Source organism: Hydrogenophaga intermedia, assembly GCF_023715105.1.
Classification (GTDB): domain Bacteria; phylum Pseudomonadota; class Gammaproteobacteria; order Burkholderiales; family Burkholderiaceae_C; genus Hydrogenophaga; species Hydrogenophaga intermedia_A.
Genome location: NZ_JAMBNO010000009.1, coordinates 14,430 through 30,408 on the forward strand (window position 1 = coordinate 14,430; position 15,979 = coordinate 30,408).

Here is a 15,979-nt window from a genome sequence, read left to right on the forward strand (position 1 = left end):
GGAGTGACTGCCATGATCATCCGCACCGGCCAGGACGGTTTCATCCACCCGCACAGCAGCGAGATCACGCCGCGTACAGCCTATCTGCAGCGCCGGCAGTGGCTGTTGGCCGCGGCGGCGGCAGGCGCTGCCTGGGCTGCGCGCGACGCCCATGCGCAAGGCGCGCAGCGCCCGGGCAAGCTGGCTCCGCTCACGGGCCGCCCCAGCGCGGTGGCCGGGGCCAGCACGGTGGAAAAGCCCGCGAGTTACGAGGACGCCACCACCTACAACAACTTCTACGAGTTCGGCACCGACAAGAGCGATCCGGCGCGCTACGCCAAGACGCTCAAACCCCGGCCATGGACGGTGGAAGTCGAAGGGCTGGTGAACAAGCCCGGCCGCTTCGACCTGGACGCGCTGCTCAGGCTGGCCCCGATGGAGGAGCGTATCTACCGCCTGCGCTGCGTGGAAGGCTGGTCCATGGTGATCCCCTGGGTCGGTTACTCCGTGTCCGAACTGATCAAGCGCGTGGAGCCGCAGGGCAGCGCGAAGTACGTCGAGTTCGTGACCCTGGCCGACGACAAGCAGATGCCGGGCCTGCGTTCCAACGTGCTCGACTGGCCCTATGTGGAAGGCCTGCGCATGGACGAAGCCATGCACCCGCTCACCCTGTTGGCCTTCGGCATGTACGGTGAGGTGCTGCCCAACCAGAACGGCGCGCCGCTGCGCCTGATGGTGCCGTGGAAGTACGGCTTCAAGAGCGGCAAGTCGATCGTGAAGATCCGCTTCACCGAAAGCCAACCCAAGACTTCCTGGAATGTGTCGGCACCGCAGGAGTACGGCTTCTATTCCAACGTGAACCCCGAGGTGTCGCACCCGCGCTGGAGCCAGGCGACCGAGCGCCGCATCGGCGAGGACGGTGGCGGTCTGTTCGCCAAGCGCCGCCAGACGCTGAAGTTCAATGGCTACGAGCCACAGGTGGGGCAGCTCTACGCGGGCATGGACCTGCGCAAGTTCTACTGATGAATCGCGCCGTGGTTCAGCGGGCACTGTTGCACCCGCTGGCCAAGCCCCTGGTGTTCACCGTCTGGCTCCTGCCGTTCGCCTGGCTGGTGTGGGCGGCCGTGGCCGACCGCCTGGGTGCCAACCCGGCCGAGGCGCTCATCCGAGGGCTGGGGGACTGGTCCTTGCGCGCCCTGGTGCTGGTGTTGTTGGTGACACCACTGCGCACGACGCTGGGCATGCCCGCTCTCGCGCGCTTTCGTCGCATGCTGGGCTTGTTCGTGTTTTTCTACGCGTCGATGCACTGGGTGGCCTACGTCTGGTTCGACATGGGCTTCGACTGGCAAGCGGTGCTGGTCGACATTCCCAAGCGTCCGTTCATATTGGTGGGGACGCTGGCCTGGCTGATGTTGCTGGCGCTCGCAGCCACCTCGTTCAACCGCGTGATCCGTGCGCTCGGCGCGCCGCGCTGGCAGGCGCTGCACCGGCTGGTGTACGCAGTGGCCGTGCTGGCCGTGCTGCACTTCTTCTGGATGCGCGCGGGCAAGAACGATTTCAACGAGGTGGCGGTGTACGCCGCCATCCTGGGCGCATTGCTGGGCTGGCGCCTGTGGCGCCGCCTGCGACCTCAGGCCAGCGGCATCTCCAGCCGCATCTGATCGGCCGGGCTCTCGCGGCGGCGGATCGAGGTAGCACGGGCGCCGTCAACCAGCACCTCCGCGGCGCGGCCGCGGGTGTTGTAGTTGCTGGCCATGCTCATGCAGTAGGCACCTGCCGACAGCACCGCCAGCAAGTCGCCCGGGTGCACCGCGAGCGTACGCTCACGGCCGAGCCAGTCGCCGCTTTCGCAGACCGGGCCGACGACATCCCACACCGCCGGCCGCTCGTTCTCGCGCGCACGCACGGGCTCGATGCGGTGATAAGCCTCATACATGGCGGGTCGCGGCAGGTCGTTCATGGCCGCATCGACGATCAGGAAATTCTTGTGTTCGCCGGGCTTGGTGTAGAGCACCTCGGTGAGGCACACACCGGCGTTGCCGACGATCGAGCGGCCCGGCTCGATCATCACGGTGCGATCGCCGTAGCCACGTGCATCCAGCTTGGCCAGCAGGCGCGGCCACAGGGTGTCCGCGGCGGGTGGCGTGTCGCCGTTGTAGTCGATGCCCAGGCCGCCACCGAAATCGAGGTGGTGCAGGCGCAGGCCGTCGACTTCGATCGCGGCGACCAGATCGAGCACGCGGTCCATCGCGTCGAGGTAGGGCGCCGCCTCGGTGATCTGGGAGCCGATGTGGCAATCGATGCCGACCACCTCCAGGCCGGCGCAAGCGGCGGCGTGGCGATAGGTAAGCAGCACCTCGCCATGGGCGATGCCGAACTTGTTGTCCTTGAGGCCCGTGGAGATGTAGGGGTGCGTCTTCGCGTCCACATCGGGGTTGACGCGGATGCTCACGCGCGCACGCCGGCCCATCGAGCGCGCCACCTCATCCAGCACGTCGAGTTCGCCACGGCTCTCGACGTTGAAGCAGCCGATGCCCGCGTCAAGTGCGCGGCGCATCTCGGCGCGCGTCTTGCCGACGCCCGAGAACACGATCCGCTCGGGCGCGCAGCCCGCAGCCAGTGCGCGCTCGAGCTCGCCGCCCGAGACGATGTCGAGCCCGCAACCGGCGTTCACCAACGTCTGCAGGATGGCCAGCGAGGAGTTGGCCTTCATCGCATAGCAGATCAGGTGCGAGCGGCCCGCCAGCCCGCGCTGGTAGGCTGCCAGCGACTGCAGCATGGCAGCGCGGCTGTACACGAAGAGGGGGGTGCCGTGTTCGCGGGCCAGGCGTTCGAGGGACACGTCCTCGAAATGGAGTTCACCGTGGCGATGTGTCAGGTGCGCGGGCAGGGGCATTGGCGGGCTGCTTGGGTTGGGCATCGGAGGCGGGCGGCGGCAGGTAGAGCGCGCCCTTCTGCCCGCACGCGGCCAGGCACGACAGCAACAACGCCAAGGCCATGACCCGAGCGGGGCCGAAGCCGGAACCTAGAATGCGCAGCCACCCGACGAACATTCCTGCATTCTAATGACCGATCTCGAATACCAGGACCGCGCCGAGGCACTGCTGCGCGCCATCGAACTGACGTGTGACCGTATCAATGACGAGAGCGACGCCGACATCGACAACCAGCGCGTGGGAGGCATGATCACACTGACGTTTCGCAACCGCAGCCAGATCGTCATCAACCTGCAGAAACCCTTGCACGAGGTGTGGCTCGCCGCGCGCGCTGGCGGCTTTCACTACAAGCACGATGGCCGTGTCTGGATGGACACCAAGGGCAACGGCGAATTCTTCGAGAACCTGACCCGCTACGCGAGCGAACAGGCCGGCCAGCCGCTGCGCTTCAGTTCCTGAACAGGTCCAGGATGCTGCGGCGCTCTTCCACCTGGGGCAGCGGTGCCGCGATCGGCACACCGTTGGCGTCCACCTCCATGCCCGCGGGCGCGCCGGGCCACGGGTCGCCCAGGCCGATGCCGTGCACCCCATTGCCGGGACCGAACTCTTCGTAGTACCACTCGCCGCCGACATTGATCACACCCGGTGGCACCGTCGTGATCGGGGTGATGGGCACGTCCTTGAGCATCTCCTGCATGAAGGAAATCCACATCGGCAGCGCCAGACCGCCGCCCGTCTCGCGACTGCCCAGGTTGCGCGGCGTGTCGTAGCCCACCCAGGCCGCGGCCGCCAGCGTGGGCTGGTAGCCAACGAACCAGGCATCGACGGCGTCGTTGGTGGTGCCTGTCTTGCCGTAAAGGTCATTGCGCTTGAGGATGGCCTGCGCGCGCGCTGCGGTGCCCGAGCGGGTGATCTCCTGCAGCAGGCTGTTCATGATGAAGGCGTTGCGCGGCTCGATGGCGCGCGGTGCGTTGTCCAGCGTGGTCTGGGGTGCTTCGTACAGGACGTGGCCGCGCGAGTCGGTGACGCGTGTGATGAGCACCGGAGCGACCCGGTGACCGCCGTTGGCGAACACGGCGTAGCCGGTGACCATCTGAAGCGGTGTCACCGAACCTGCGCCCAACGCCATCGTGAGGAAGGGTGGGTGCTTGTCGGCCTCGAAGCCGAAGCGCGTGACCCAGTCCTGCGCGCTTTGCGTGCCCACCAGCTGCAGCACGCGGATCGACACCATGTTCTTCGACTTGGCGAGCGCACGGCGTACCGACATCGGGCCCTCGAACTGACCGTCGTAGTTCTTGGGCTCCCACGGCTTGCCGCCGGTCTCGTTGGCGGAATAGAACAGCGGGGCGTCGTTCACCACCGTCATGGGTGTGAGGCCCTTCTCAAGCGCCGCCGAGTAGACAAAGGGTTTGAAGCTCGAGCCGGGCTGGCGCCAGGCCTGCGTGACGTGGTTGAACTTGCTCTTGTTGAAGTCGAAGCCGCCCACCAGCGCGGCGATGCGACCGTTGCGCGGATCGAGGGCGACGAATGCCGCCTCTACCTCCGGCAACTGTGTGATGCGCCAGGACTTCTCGTCCACCTTGACGATGCGCACCACGGCCCCGGGGCGGATCTTGATGTTGGGGCCTGCCTTGTCGGACAGCCCTGACTGCACCGGCTTGAGGCCTTCACCGGTGATCTCGATCGGCTCGCCGTCCTGACGCACGACCACCACGCGCCGCGGGCTCACTTCCAGCACCACAGCAGACAGCAGGTCGCCGTTGTCGGGGCGCTCTGCCAGCGCGTCATCGATGGCGGCATCGCGTTGCTGGGGATCCTCCGGCAACGTGATGAACAGCTCCGGCCCGCGGTAGAACTGACGCCGCTCGTAGTCGAGCACACCCTGGCGCACAGCCCGGTAGGCGGCCTGCTGCGCGCGCGGGTCGATGGTGGTGCTCACCACCAGACCGCGCGTGTAGGCCGCTTCACCGTATTGCGCGACGATGGCCTGGCGCGCCATCTCGGCGGCGTACTCGGCCTGCAGGTTGTCCTCGCGGGTCGGTTGGCGCAGCTTGATCGGCTGTGCCTTGGCCTGTTCCGCCTGCTCGGCGGTGATGAAGCCGTTCTCGACCATGCGGTCGATGATGTAGCGCTGGCGTGCCTGGGCCCGTTTGGGGTTGCGCACGGGGTTGTAGGCAGAAGGCGCCTGCGGCAGACCGGCCAGCAGCGCGGCCTCGGCAATGGTCACGTCCTGCAGGGGTTTGCCGAAATAGATCTGCGAAGCCGAGGCGAACCCGTAAGCGCGCTGACCCAGGAAGATCTGGTTCATGTAGATCTCGAGGATCTGTTCCTTCGTGAGCAGGTGCTCGAGCTTGAAGGTGAGCAGCACTTCGTAGATCTTGCGCGTGTAGCTCTTCTCGGCCGACAGGTAGACGTTTCGGGCCACCTGCATGGTGATGGTGGAGGCTCCCTGACTCTTGGCTTCGCGCAGGTTGGCCAGCGCAGCGCGCACCATGCCGCGGTAATCGACGCCGCTGTGTTCGAAGAAGCGGGCGTCTTCGATCGCCAGCACCGCGTTCTTCATCACGTCGGGAATCTGGTCGATCGTGAGCAGGTTGCGCCGCTCTTCGCCGAACTCGCCGATGAGTTGGCCGTCGGCCGCGAGCACGCGCAGCGGCAGCTTGGGGCGGTAGTCAGCAAGGCCGGTGACGTCGGGCAGGTTGGGATAGGCCACCGCCAACGCGATGCCGACGGCAATCAACACCGCCGCAACACCCGCCGCCGCCAGTCCGGCCGCAGCCACCACCAAGCGCCCGATGAGGGTGAGTGTGTGGGGCGCCGCAGATACTGCCTTGGCAGGAGTGCCTTTCGAAGGCTTGGTGTCTTGGGTCATTCGGATTCGTGGCGGGTAGCCCGCCATTGTAGGAGTCGGTATGCCGGGCGTCGGGAAATTGGAAGGACGGTGCCGAGGCGGGTGTGACGGGGTCGAAGCGCTTTTGTTCAATGCATCACGCAGGCCTCACGTCGCGTCGGCTTTTGACAACGTTTCGATTTGTGCATGAGGCAAAAAATCTTTGCCGCTCAATGGGCTTACTGCTAGCATTGAAGTGAATTCTTAAGTATGGCGCGGCTTTGCGCCACGCGATTTGGGGGCCACCTTGATCTCAATGGGATCGCTATTCAGCCGGGAGCCGGCGCCCTTGCTGGGCATTGATGTCAGTTCTTCCAGCGTCAAGCTGGTGGAACTCAGTCGCAATCGCGCGGGTGAATTCGTGCTGGAGCGCTGCGCCATGGAGCCCCTGGAGCGCGGCTGGATCACCGACGGCAACATCGAGAAGTTCGACGAAGTCGCCGACGCGGTGCGCCGTGTGGTGCGCAAGAGCGGCAGCAAGACCAAGAACGTCGCCCTGGCCTTGCCGGCGTCGGCGGTGATCACGAAGAAGATCATCCTGCCGGGCGGCATGTCCGACAAGGAACTGGAAGCCCAGGTCGAGTCCGAGGCCAACCAGTACATCCCTTTCTCGCTCGACGAGGTCAGTCTCGATTTCTGTGTCGTCGGACCCAGCAGCACGTCGGTGGGCGATGTCGAGGTGCTGATCGCCGCATCCCGCAAGGAAAAGGTGTCCGACCGGCAAGGGCTCGCAGAGGCAGCCGGCCTCAAGCCGGTGGTGATGGACGTGGAGTCCTATGCATCGCGGCTGGCAGCCGGCCGCGTGATCGAAACGCTGCCCAACCAGGGCGTGGACGCGCTGGTCGCGCTGTTCGAGATCGGCTCCATGACGACCAGTCTGCAGGTCATTCGCAACGACGAAGTGTTGTACGAGCGCGATCAGGCCTTCGGCGGCAGCCAGCTGACCCAGTTGATCATCCGTCAGTACGGCTTCTCGGCCGACGAGGCCGAAGCCAAGAAGCGCTCCGGCGATCTGCCCGAGGATTACCAGACGGCCGTGCTCGATCCTTTCATCGATAGCATGTCGCAAGAGATCGGGCGCGCGCTGCAGTTCTTCTTCACCAGCACGCCGTACAACAAGATCGACCACATCCTGCTCGCAGGCGGCAGTGCTGCATTGCTCGGGCTCACCGAAGCGGTCACGCACCAGACGTCTTTCGCCTGCATGCTGATCAACCCCTTCGATGCCATGGAGCTCGGCCCCGGCATCCAGGCGCGCAAGATCTCGCGTGAGTCACCGGCCTACCTCACCTCGACCGGCCTGGCGCTGCGGAGGTTCTACCAATGATCCTCATCAACCTGCTGCCCCACCGCGAGGCGGCCCGCAAGCGCCGCAAGGAGCAATTCTTCACCCAGTTGGCGCTCTCGGCCATGCTCGGCGGCGTCATCAGTGGCGCGGTGTTCACCTGGTACCAGGGCCAGATTTCTGCCCAGCAGGAGCGCAACGGGTTCCTCACGCGCGAGATTGCCAAGCTGGACGCCGAGATCAAGGACATTGCCACCCTGCAACAGCAGATCGCGTCGCTACGCGCGCGCCAGACGGCGGTCGAAGACCTTCAGGCCGGACGCAATCTGCCGGTGTACCTGCTGGAAGAACTGGTGCAGCAATTGCCCGAGGGCGTGTTCCTTCGCACCATGAAGCAAGACGGCGGGGCCGTGCTGCTCACCGGAACCGCGCAGTCGCAGGAGCGGGTCTCCGAACTGCTGCGCAGCCTGGCGAACAACCGCGGTGCGCTCACGCGCCCGGAGCTGGTTGAGATCGTGTCTGCCACCGCACCGATCAGCGGGCGCGATGCGCGCCGGGTCGCGAACTTCACCATGCGCGTGACGCTGCGCAAGCCCGAGGCGGCCGCGGCCACCGCTGCACCAGCGGGTACCAAGCCCGCTGCCGCCGTGCCCGCTGCAGCGCCCGCCAAGGTTTGAGAGGACAGAGATGGCTAAGAGGTCCGGCCTCAATATCGACACCAAGGCGCTGCAGGACAAGCTGCGCGCGCAGTTCACCGGTCTTGACCCCAACGATCCCTCGCAATGGCCCGGGTTGCCCCGCAACCTGCTGTTCCTGGCGGTCTGCGTCGGTGTGGTGGCGGTGCTGTGGTTCGCCTGGCTGAAGGGCGTCGATGAGACACTGGTGGCCGAAAAGGCCAAGGAGCAGGAGCTGCGGACGACCTATCAGAAGAAGCTGGTGCAGGCGGTCAACCTGGATGCGCTGCGCAAGCAACTGGAACAGGTCCAGCAGTACGTGACGCAGCTGGAAAAACAGCTGCCGGGCAAGGCCGAGATGGATGCCCTGTTGTCCGACATCAACCAGGCCGGCCTTGGCCGCAGTCTGCAGTTCGATCTGTTCCGTCCGGGTCAGGTGGTGGTGCGCGAGTACTACGCCGAACTGCCGATCACCATTCGCGTGACCGGTACGTATCACGATATCGGCCTGTTCGCGGGTGACATTGCCAACCTGTCCCGCATCGTCACGCTCAACAACCTCAGCCTGACGCCGATTGCCTCGCGCGAAGGCTACCTCGTCATGGATGGCACGGCCAAGACCTATCGCTACCTGGACCCCGAAGAGGTGGCGGCGCAACAGAAGGCCCAAGGAGCCAAGAAGTGATGAGTCGCTCTTTCTCCCTGTGTGCTTGCGCGTGTGCCCTGATGGTGGCGGGCTGTACCTCTTCGGGTCAGGACGAACTCCAGGCCTGGATGCAGTCGGAGCGCAACGCGATCAAGCCGTCGGTGCAGCCGATTCCCGAGCCCACGCGGTTCGTTCCGCAGCCATACGGCGTCGAGCGCGAGATACCTCCCTTCAGCGTCGAGAAGCTGGCCAGTCTGCTGCGTGGCACGCAGACGGCGACGGCAAGCAGTTCGGCCTTGATCGAGCCGGAACTGGCTCGTCGTCGTCAACCGCTGGAAGCGTTTCCCCTGGATGCCATGGCCATGGTCGGCAGCCTGGACCGAAGCGGGGAGTTGGTGGCGTTGGTCCGGGTCGACCGGTTGTTGTACCAGGTGCGTCCTGGCAACTACCTGGGTCAGAACTTCGGGCGCGTGACCCGCATTACCGAGACCGAGGTGGTTCTTCGCGAGATCGTGCAGGACGCCGCGGGCGAATGGATCGAGCGCCCGGCGGCGCTGCAGCTAGTAGAGGAAGCTAAATGAAGAACCCGGAGCAGACCATGGCTTTCGCATCCTGGGGGCGCAAGCTGTGCAAGGGGGGGGTGGCAGCCTGCATGTTGGCAAGCTCCTGGTGGGCGCATGCGCAGGTGGCCATTCAGGCGGTCACCGGCGGTGTCCAGGGTGGCGTCGAGGTGATCCGCATCACCACGAGTGAGCCGCTCAAGGCGTTGCCGGCCGGCTTCTCCATCCAGTCACCCGCGCGCATCGCCCTGGATTTCCCCGGTGTGACCAACGCCATCGGCCGCAGCACCGTCGACATCAACGAGGGCAATCTTCGCTCGGCCAATGTGGTGCAGGCGGGCGATCGCACCCGGGTTGTGGTCAACCTCAAGCAGGCTGCGGCCTATCAGACGCGGATCGAGGGCAACAGCCTGCTGGTGATCCTCGAGCGCTCGGAGGCGGTGACCGCGCAAACCAACCCGCCGGCACCGTTCGCCGAGAGCCGCAACCTGGACGTCGGCGCGCTGCGCGACATCGACTTCCGCCGCGGTACCGGCGGCAGCGGCCGTGTCGTGGTCGATCTGCCCAGCAATCAGGTCGGCGTCGACATCCGGCAGGAGGGCACCGGCCTGGTGGTCGAGTTCCTCAAGAGCACCTTGCCCGAGGGCCTGCGCCGCCGGCTCGACGTGACCGATTTCGGCACACCGGTGCGTACCGTGACCACGACGCAGAACGGTGACCGGGTGCGCATGGTGGTCGCTTCAACCGGCAACTGGGAACATTCCGCCTATCAGAGCGACAACCAGTTCGTGCTGGAAGTGCGCGAGCAACGCATCGACCCCTCCAAGCTGACGCAAGGCCCGGGCTACTCGGGCGAGAAGCTGTCGCTGAACTTCCAGAACATCGAAGTGCGGGCCTTGTTGCAGGTGATCGCCGACTTCACCAACTTCAACGTGGTGACGTCCGACTCGGTCTCCGGCTCGGTGACCCTGCGCTTGCGCGATGTACCCTGGGACCAGGCGCTGGACATCATCATGCAGGCCAAGGGCCTGGGTCTGCGCAAAACCGGCAATGTGCTGTGGATTGCGCCCAAGGACGAAATTGCGGCGCGAGAAAAGCAGGAGCTGGAAGCGCGTGCCTCGGTGGAGAGCCTGGAGCAGGTGCGCACGCAGTCCTTCCAGATGAACTACGCCAAGGCGGCTGGCATCGCGGCCCAACTGACGTCGAGGGGTGTCGGGGGAGCGGTGGGGGCAGGCAACACCAGTACTGCACGGATCCTGTCGCCGCGCGGCAGCGTGATTGCCGAGCCGCGGACGAACCAGCTGTTCGTGACCGACATTCCCTCCCGTCTGGCCCAGGTTCAGGAGCTCATCACCAAGCTCGACATCCCGATCCGCCAGGTGCTGATCGAGGCCCGCATCGTGGAAGCCGACGATGACTTCGGCAAGTCCATCGGTGTCCGGCTGGGGGGCGGCATCCGCGACTTCAGCGCCGGCTCGGCCAACGGCAACCCCGTCCGTGGCAACTTCGGCAGCAACTATTCCGCGGTGACGACGGCGCCCACCCTGACCTCGGCGCCCTTCGTGAATCTGCCCGCGTTGCCTGCCAACGCGCAGGCAGCCAGCTACGCGCTCTCGCTCTTCAGCCCCAGCGCTTCCCGCTTCCTGGCGCTTGAGATCTCTGCGCTGGAATCCGATGGCAAAGGTCGCGTGGTGTCGAGTCCGCGTGTGGTCACGGCCGACCAGGTGAAGGCCCTCATCGAGCAAGGCACCGAGTTCCCGTACCAGACGGCCACATCCAGTGGCGCAACGGCCATCGCGTTCCGCAAGGCCAACCTCAAGCTTGAGGTAACGCCGCAGATCACGCCCGAGGGCAACATCATTCTCGACCTCGACGTCAATAAGGACACCCGCGGCGAAACCACCGCCGATGGCATTGCCATCGACACCAAGCACGTTCAGACGCAGGTGCTGGTCGAGAACGGTGGAACGGTCGTGATCGGTGGCATCTTCGAGCGCACCGAGCGCAACCAGATCCGCAAGGTGCCGCTGCTGGGCGATCTGCCCGGTGTGGGCAACCTGTTCAAGTCGCGCGACATGATCGACGAGCGCTCGGAGTTGCTGATCTTCATCACCCCACGGGTGCTCGGACGCTCCGCCATCAATTGAGTCTCGCGACGTCGGTATTCCTCGTCGGATTGCCGGGATCGGGCAAATCCACCGTCGGGCGCCAGCTGGCCCGGCGGTTGGGTTTGCCCTTTGTCGATGTGGACCAGGCCATCGAGGCCCGTATCGGTTGCAGCATCCGGACCTTCTTCGAACAAGAGGGTGAGCAGGCGTTTCGCGATCTGGAGGCTGCCGTCATCGACGAGGTCAGCCAGGGGCCGACTTCCGTGATCTCCACGGGCGGTGGCGCGGTGTTGCGGCCAGAGAACCGGCAATGCATGCGCCGCCGCGGCCATGTGGTCTACCTGCGATCGTCGCCCGATGAGTTGTATCGCCGCGTACGGCATGACCGCAACCGCCCATTGCTGCAGGTGGATGACCCGATGGCGAAACTGCGCGAGCTTCACGCGCAGCGGCACCCGCTTTATACCCAGGCCGCGCATTTCACCATCGATACCGGACGCCCGTCCGTGGCCACGCTGGTCAACATGATCGTCATGCAGCTCGAACTGGCCGGTTTGACCCACCGCCCCGCAACGGACGCGAACAGCGCCTGAGCGTGGCGATGCCCGGTCGCGGCATACACTTGCGGCATGTTGTCCACCGCCATTGCCGCACACGCTCCGCTGCGCGTCCCGATAGAGCTGGGTGATCGCAGCTACAACATCCTGATCGGTGCGTCGCTGATCGATGACCCGGCTTCCTATGAAGGATTGCCGAAGGGTGGGTCCGCGCTGATCGTCACCAACGAGACCGTGGCTCCCCTGTACCTGGCGCGCCTGCAGGCGCGGCTGCAGGCGCGGCACCGGCAGGTGCACTCGGTGGTTTTGCCGGATGGCGAACGCCACAAGGAGTGGGGCACGCTGCAGAAGATCTTCGATGCGCTGCTGGCCGCGGGCTGCGACCGCAAGACCGTGCTCTACGCGCTGGGCGGCGGTGTGGTGGGCGACATGACGGGCTTTGCCGCGGCCTGCTTCATGCGCGGCGTTGCCTTCGTGCAGGTACCCACCACGCTTCTGGCCCAGGTGGATTCCTCGGTGGGTGGCAAGACAGGCATCAACCACCCGCTCGGAAAGAACATGGTAGGCGCGTTCCACCAGCCCTTGCGCGTGCTCTGCGACCTCGATGTCCTGCGCAGCCTGCCCACGCGCGAACTGAGCGCCGGCCTTGCCGAGATCATCAAGTACGGGCCCATCGCCGACATGGCGTTCTTCGACTGGATCGAGTCGAACATCGATGCGCTGCGCCGGCTCGATGGCCATGCGCTGGCGCGCGCGGTACAGCGCAGTTGCGAGATCAAGGCCGCTGTCGTCTCCAGCGACGAACGCGAGGCAGGATTGCGTGCGATCCTCAACTTCGGCCACACCTTCGGCCACGCGATCGAAGCCGGCATGGGCTACGGCGCCTGGCTGCATGGCGAGGCCGTGGGCTGCGGGATGGTGATGGCCGCTCGGCTCTCGCAAGCGGTGGGCCTGGTGGATGCCACCCTGGTGGACCGGATTCGCCGACTGGTGGAGCGCGCGGGCCTGCCCGTGGTGGCGCCGGTGCTGGACGCGCACAACAACACGCAGCGGTACCTGGAGCTCATGCGGCTGGACAAGAAGGCCGAAGGCGGCGAAATCCGCTTCGTGCTCATCGATGGACCGGGCAAGGCGGTTCTTCGCGCGGTGCCCGACACGGTGGTGGCCCAGGTGATCGCCCAGAGCTGTCAGGGCGCATGACATCGGGCCTGACCGCCTACGCCTGCGATCCCTCGCGCAGCCGGGGGAGACGTCACCCGGAGCCCGAGGCGCCCACGCGCACCGCCTTCCAGCGCGATCGCGATCGGGTCATCCACTCCACGGCTTTTCGTCGCCTGGTCTACAAGACGCAGGTGTTCCTCAACCACGAGGGCGACCTGTTTCGCACGCGCCTCACGCACTCGATCGAAGTGGCGCAGCTCGGGCGCAGCATTGCCCGCTCCCTGCAACTCAACGAGGACCTGGTCGAAGCGATCGCCCTGGCGCACGACCTGGGTCATACACCGTTCGGCCACGCCGGGCAGGACGCGCTGAACGAAGCCATGCAGGCGTTGCCCGCCGACGGTCATGCGCCCGATGGCTGGGGCTTCGAGCACAATCTGCAGAGCCTGCGCGTGGTGGACGAGCTGGAAGAACGTTACGCGAGCTTCGACGGACTCAACCTGTGCTTCGAAACGCGCGAGGGCATCCTCAAGCACTGTTCGCGCCGCAATGCCGAGCGCATCGAATCGCAGGAGCCCGGTGGGGTTGCCCGGCGCTTTCTGCAGGGCGGCTCGCCGTCACTGGAAGCGCAGCTGTGCAACCTCGCCGATGAGATCGCCTATAACGCGCACGACATCGACGACGGCGTGCGCTCCGGTCTGCTCACCCTGGAGCAACTCGAAGCCGTGGAACTGTTCGACGCCTTCCGCCGCGAGGCGCTCGCCCAGCACCCGTCGCTGCGCGGCCGGCGTCTGTTGTTCGAGAGCATCCGTCGCATGCTCAGCGAGCAGGTGTACGACGTGATCGCGGCCACCCAGCAGCGCCTGGTCGCCAGCGGTGTTCGGTCGCTGGACGACGTGCGTGCGGCCGCGCCCATCGTGCGCTTCTCCGACGGCATGCGCGAGCGCAGCAGCGCGCTCAAGTCCTTTCTGTTCCACAACCTGTATCGCCATCCGCAGGTGATGGAGACCACCGGCCGGGCCCGCCAGGTGGTGCACGATCTGTTCCAGGGCTATCTCGCTGACCCGGCACAACTGCCCGAAGCCTACGGGCGCGCTCCGGCGTTGCCGCGTGCGGTGGCCGATTACATCGCCGGCATGACCGACCGCTTCGCCATCCGTGAGCACGAGCGACTGTTCGGCGCTGCGGTGTTCCCATGAGTGTCCGGGCGCATCCCACGCCGCAGCGCGCTGCGGCCCTGGTGGTCGCGGTGGGCGTTACCTGTGCGCTGCACATCGGCAAGCTGCCGCCTGCGGTGCCCGCGCTGCAGGCGGGCCTCGGCATCAGCCTCGTGCAGGCAGGCTTCCTGCTGTCGCTGGTGCAACTGGCAGGCATGTGCCTCGGGGTCTTCGTCGGCCTGTCGGCCGATCGATTCGGACCCCGTCGCGTGATGTTGGTCGGCTTGCTGGGGTTGGCGATGGGCAGCGCCTGGGGCGCGCTGGCGGCTTCACCGGGAATGCTGCTGGCCTCGCGGGCGCTGGAGGGCCTGGGTTTTCTGCTGGCGGTGCTGCCCGCGCCCGCGCTCATCCGTCGCCACGTCGAATCACCTCGGCTGCTGTCGCGCGCCCTGGGCTGGTGGGGCGCCTACATGCCGTTGGGCACCGCGCTGGCCTTGCTGGTGGGAGCGCCGGTGATCGAGAGCATGGGCTGGCGCGTGGTATGGCTGGGTCTGTCGGCGGTGTCGTTGCTGGCGGCGCTGGGTTTGCAGGCCTCTGTGCCGCCCGACCCGCGCGCACCCGGTCAGGCTGCGCCCTGGCGACCGCGGCTGCGGCGCACACTGTCGGCGCCAGGGCCCTGGCTCGTGGCATTGGGCTTCCTGCTGTACTCCGGCCAATGGCTGGCGGTCGTCGGCTTTCTGCCGACCATCCTGGCACAGGGCGGCATGGGCGGTCTTGTGGCGGGCTTGCTCAGTGCACTCGCGGCGGCCGTGAACATGGCGGGCAACATCGGTGCCGGGCGCTGGATCGCGCATGGCGCGCGACCGCTGGTGGTGCTGCGGCTGGCCTACCTGAGCATGGCCGGCGGCGCCATGCTGGCATTCGCGCTGGACGGCCCGTTCTGGCTGCAGTACCTGGGTGTGCTGGCGTTCTCGGCCGTGGGCGGCTTGATCCCGGGCACGCTGTTCGGGCTGGCGGTGCGCCTGGCGCCAGGAGAGGACACCGTGTCCACCACCGTTGGCTGGATGCAGCAACTCTCCGCACTTGGCCAGTTTGCAGGCCCACCGCTGGTGGCGTGGCTGGCCACGCAGGCCGGTGGCTGGCACCTGAGCTGGCTGGCCACCGGCAGCGCCTGCCTCCTTGGCCTCTGGGTGGCCCAGCGCATCGACCGCGCGCTTCCATAATCGCCCAAAGCACCTGTCCCGGTCATGTCACGCCTGCCCCGCCTCACCGTTCCCGGCTACCCGCACCACGTCATCCAGCGCGGCAACAACCGGCAACCCATCGTGGTCGACGACGCCGATCGCCAGCAGCTGATGGCACTGGTGTTCGAGCACGCCCGCGCAAACCAGGTGGCGGTGCACGCCTGGGTGCTCATGGACAACCATTTCCACCTGCTGCTCACCCCCACCACGGCCGAAGGTGTGCCGCGCATGATGCAGGCCGTCGGGCGGGCCTACGTTCGTCGGTTCAACAACCGCCACGGGCGCACCGGCACGCTCTGGGAAGGGCGCTACAAGTCCACGCTGGTGCAAACCGAGCGGTACTTGCTGGCGTGCATGGCCTACATCGAGCTCAATCCTGTGCGTGCTGGGCTCGTGAGCGATCCGCGCGAGTACGCGTGGTCGAGCCACCGGCACCACATCGGGCAACTGGCCGATCGCCACCTCGCGCCCCATCCCGTGTACTGGGCGCTGGGCAACACGCCTTTCGCGCGAGAGGCGAGCTACCGCGAGTTCGTGCATGCGGGGCTGGCGACCGAGCAGGAGCGCCGCATCGTCGACGCAACGCTGCACGGCTGGGCACTTGGCGACGATGAGTTCGCGCGCAGTCTGCAACGCGCGACCGATCGCCGCGTGGTCCGTGCTGCGCGTGGGCGACCTCCCGCCCTTTGATCTGTCCCTAATTAATCGATTGACCTCGAATGTTGGATGTAAAAATAGAATCTGACCCCATTTAAAATGCTTGGCGCGCATGGTGCGATGCA

The 15,979-nt window shown here is 66.2% G+C and carries 16 protein-coding genes; 13 read left to right on the forward strand and 3 right to left on the reverse strand.

The window, feature by feature from the left end:
* The first annotated feature begins 12 nt into the window (after positions 1 to 12).
* On the forward strand, positions 13 to 1,002 hold the full coding sequence (msrP, locus tag M3149_RS09740) for a protein-methionine-sulfoxide reductase catalytic subunit MsrP (RefSeq protein WP_251709112.1): 990 nt from the start codon (positions 13 to 15) through the stop codon (positions 1,000 to 1,002).
* Complete coding sequence (locus M3149_RS09745) at positions 1,002 to 1,640, forward strand: sulfite oxidase heme-binding subunit YedZ (RefSeq protein WP_251709113.1); 639 nt, start codon at positions 1,002 to 1,004, stop codon at positions 1,638 to 1,640. The genes msrP and M3149_RS09745 overlap by 1 nt, the downstream gene beginning before the upstream one ends.
* On the opposite strand, the gene lysA is transcribed toward M3149_RS09745, so the two are convergent.
* Together lysA and lptM are read right to left on the reverse strand one after the other, a co-directional pair.
* Entirely contained in the window at positions 1,610 to 2,875 is a 1,266-nt protein-coding gene (gene lysA, locus M3149_RS09750) for a diaminopimelate decarboxylase (RefSeq protein ID WP_251709114.1), read from the reverse strand. The genes M3149_RS09745 and lysA overlap by 31 nt on opposite strands.
* Entirely contained in the window at positions 2,838 to 3,032 is a 195-nt protein-coding gene (gene lptM / locus M3149_RS23170; RefSeq protein ID WP_353056810.1) for an LPS translocon maturation chaperone LptM, read from the reverse strand. The genes lysA and lptM overlap by 38 nt, the downstream gene beginning before the upstream one ends.
* Before the next feature lie 12 nt (positions 3,033 to 3,044).
* Between lptM and cyaY the strand changes: the two genes are divergently transcribed.
* Positions 3,045 to 3,374 carry an iron donor protein CyaY gene (gene cyaY, locus M3149_RS09755; RefSeq protein WP_251709115.1) on the forward strand — a complete coding sequence of 110 codons (330 nt, stop codon included), beginning with the start codon at positions 3,045 to 3,047 and terminating at the stop codon, positions 3,372 to 3,374.
* On the opposite strand, the gene M3149_RS09760 is transcribed toward cyaY, so the two are convergent.
* On the reverse strand, positions 3,364 to 5,787 hold the full coding sequence (locus tag M3149_RS09760; protein WP_251709116.1) for a penicillin-binding protein 1A: 2,424 nt from the start codon (positions 5,785 to 5,787) through the stop codon (positions 3,364 to 3,366). The two genes, cyaY and M3149_RS09760, sit on opposite strands and share 11 nt — an antisense overlap.
* 265 nt (positions 5,788 to 6,052) lie before the next feature.
* Here M3149_RS09760 and M3149_RS09765 point away from each other — a divergent pair, with 265 nt between their 5' ends.
* From M3149_RS09765 to M3149_RS09810, 10 genes are read left to right on the forward strand one after another with little or no spacing between them, the layout of a single operon-like run.
* Positions 6,053 to 7,132, forward strand: a complete 1,080-nt coding sequence (locus M3149_RS09765) for a pilus assembly protein PilM (protein WP_251709117.1) — start codon at positions 6,053 to 6,055, stop codon at positions 7,130 to 7,132.
* Complete coding sequence (locus M3149_RS09770) at positions 7,129 to 7,767, forward strand: PilN domain-containing protein (RefSeq protein ID WP_251709118.1); 639 nt, start codon at positions 7,129 to 7,131, stop codon at positions 7,765 to 7,767. The genes M3149_RS09765 and M3149_RS09770 overlap by 4 nt, the downstream gene beginning before the upstream one ends.
* A gap of 10 nt (positions 7,768 to 7,777) precedes the next feature.
* The gene (locus tag M3149_RS09775; RefSeq protein ID WP_251709119.1) at positions 7,778 to 8,449 is read left to right on the forward strand and encodes a type 4a pilus biogenesis protein PilO; all 672 of its coding nucleotides are present in this window, start codon (positions 7,778 to 7,780) and stop codon (positions 8,447 to 8,449) included.
* Positions 8,449 to 8,991, forward strand: a complete 543-nt coding sequence (locus tag M3149_RS09780; protein WP_251709120.1) for a pilus assembly protein PilP — start codon at positions 8,449 to 8,451, stop codon at positions 8,989 to 8,991. The genes M3149_RS09775 and M3149_RS09780 overlap by 1 nt, the downstream gene beginning before the upstream one ends.
* Before the next feature lie 17 nt (positions 8,992 to 9,008).
* Positions 9,009 to 11,117: a type IV pilus secretin PilQ gene (gene pilQ / locus M3149_RS09785; protein ID WP_435370736.1), complete on the forward strand. Its 2,109-nt coding sequence runs from the start codon at positions 9,009 to 9,011 to the stop codon at positions 11,115 to 11,117.
* Entirely contained in the window at positions 11,114 to 11,671 is a 558-nt protein-coding gene (locus M3149_RS09790) for a shikimate kinase (protein WP_251709121.1), read from the forward strand. Before pilQ ends, M3149_RS09790 begins: the two co-directional genes overlap by 4 nt.
* 36 nt (positions 11,672 to 11,707) lie before the next feature.
* Positions 11,708 to 12,835 carry a 3-dehydroquinate synthase gene (aroB, locus tag M3149_RS09795; protein WP_251709122.1) on the forward strand — a complete coding sequence of 376 codons (1,128 nt, stop codon included), beginning with the start codon at positions 11,708 to 11,710 and terminating at the stop codon, positions 12,833 to 12,835.
* Positions 12,832 to 13,995: a deoxyguanosinetriphosphate triphosphohydrolase gene (locus M3149_RS09800; protein ID WP_251709123.1), complete on the forward strand. Its 1,164-nt coding sequence runs from the start codon at positions 12,832 to 12,834 to the stop codon at positions 13,993 to 13,995. Before aroB ends, M3149_RS09800 begins: the two co-directional genes overlap by 4 nt.
* Positions 13,992 to 15,176, forward strand: coding sequence for an MFS transporter (locus tag M3149_RS09805; RefSeq protein WP_251709124.1), 1,185 nt, complete (start codon positions 13,992 to 13,994; stop codon positions 15,174 to 15,176). The genes M3149_RS09800 and M3149_RS09805 overlap by 4 nt, the downstream gene beginning before the upstream one ends.
* 24 nt (positions 15,177 to 15,200) lie before the next feature.
* On the forward strand, positions 15,201 to 15,887 hold the full coding sequence (locus M3149_RS09810; RefSeq protein ID WP_251709125.1) for an REP-associated tyrosine transposase: 687 nt from the start codon (positions 15,201 to 15,203) through the stop codon (positions 15,885 to 15,887).
* The last annotated feature ends 92 nt before the right edge of the window (positions 15,888 to 15,979 follow it).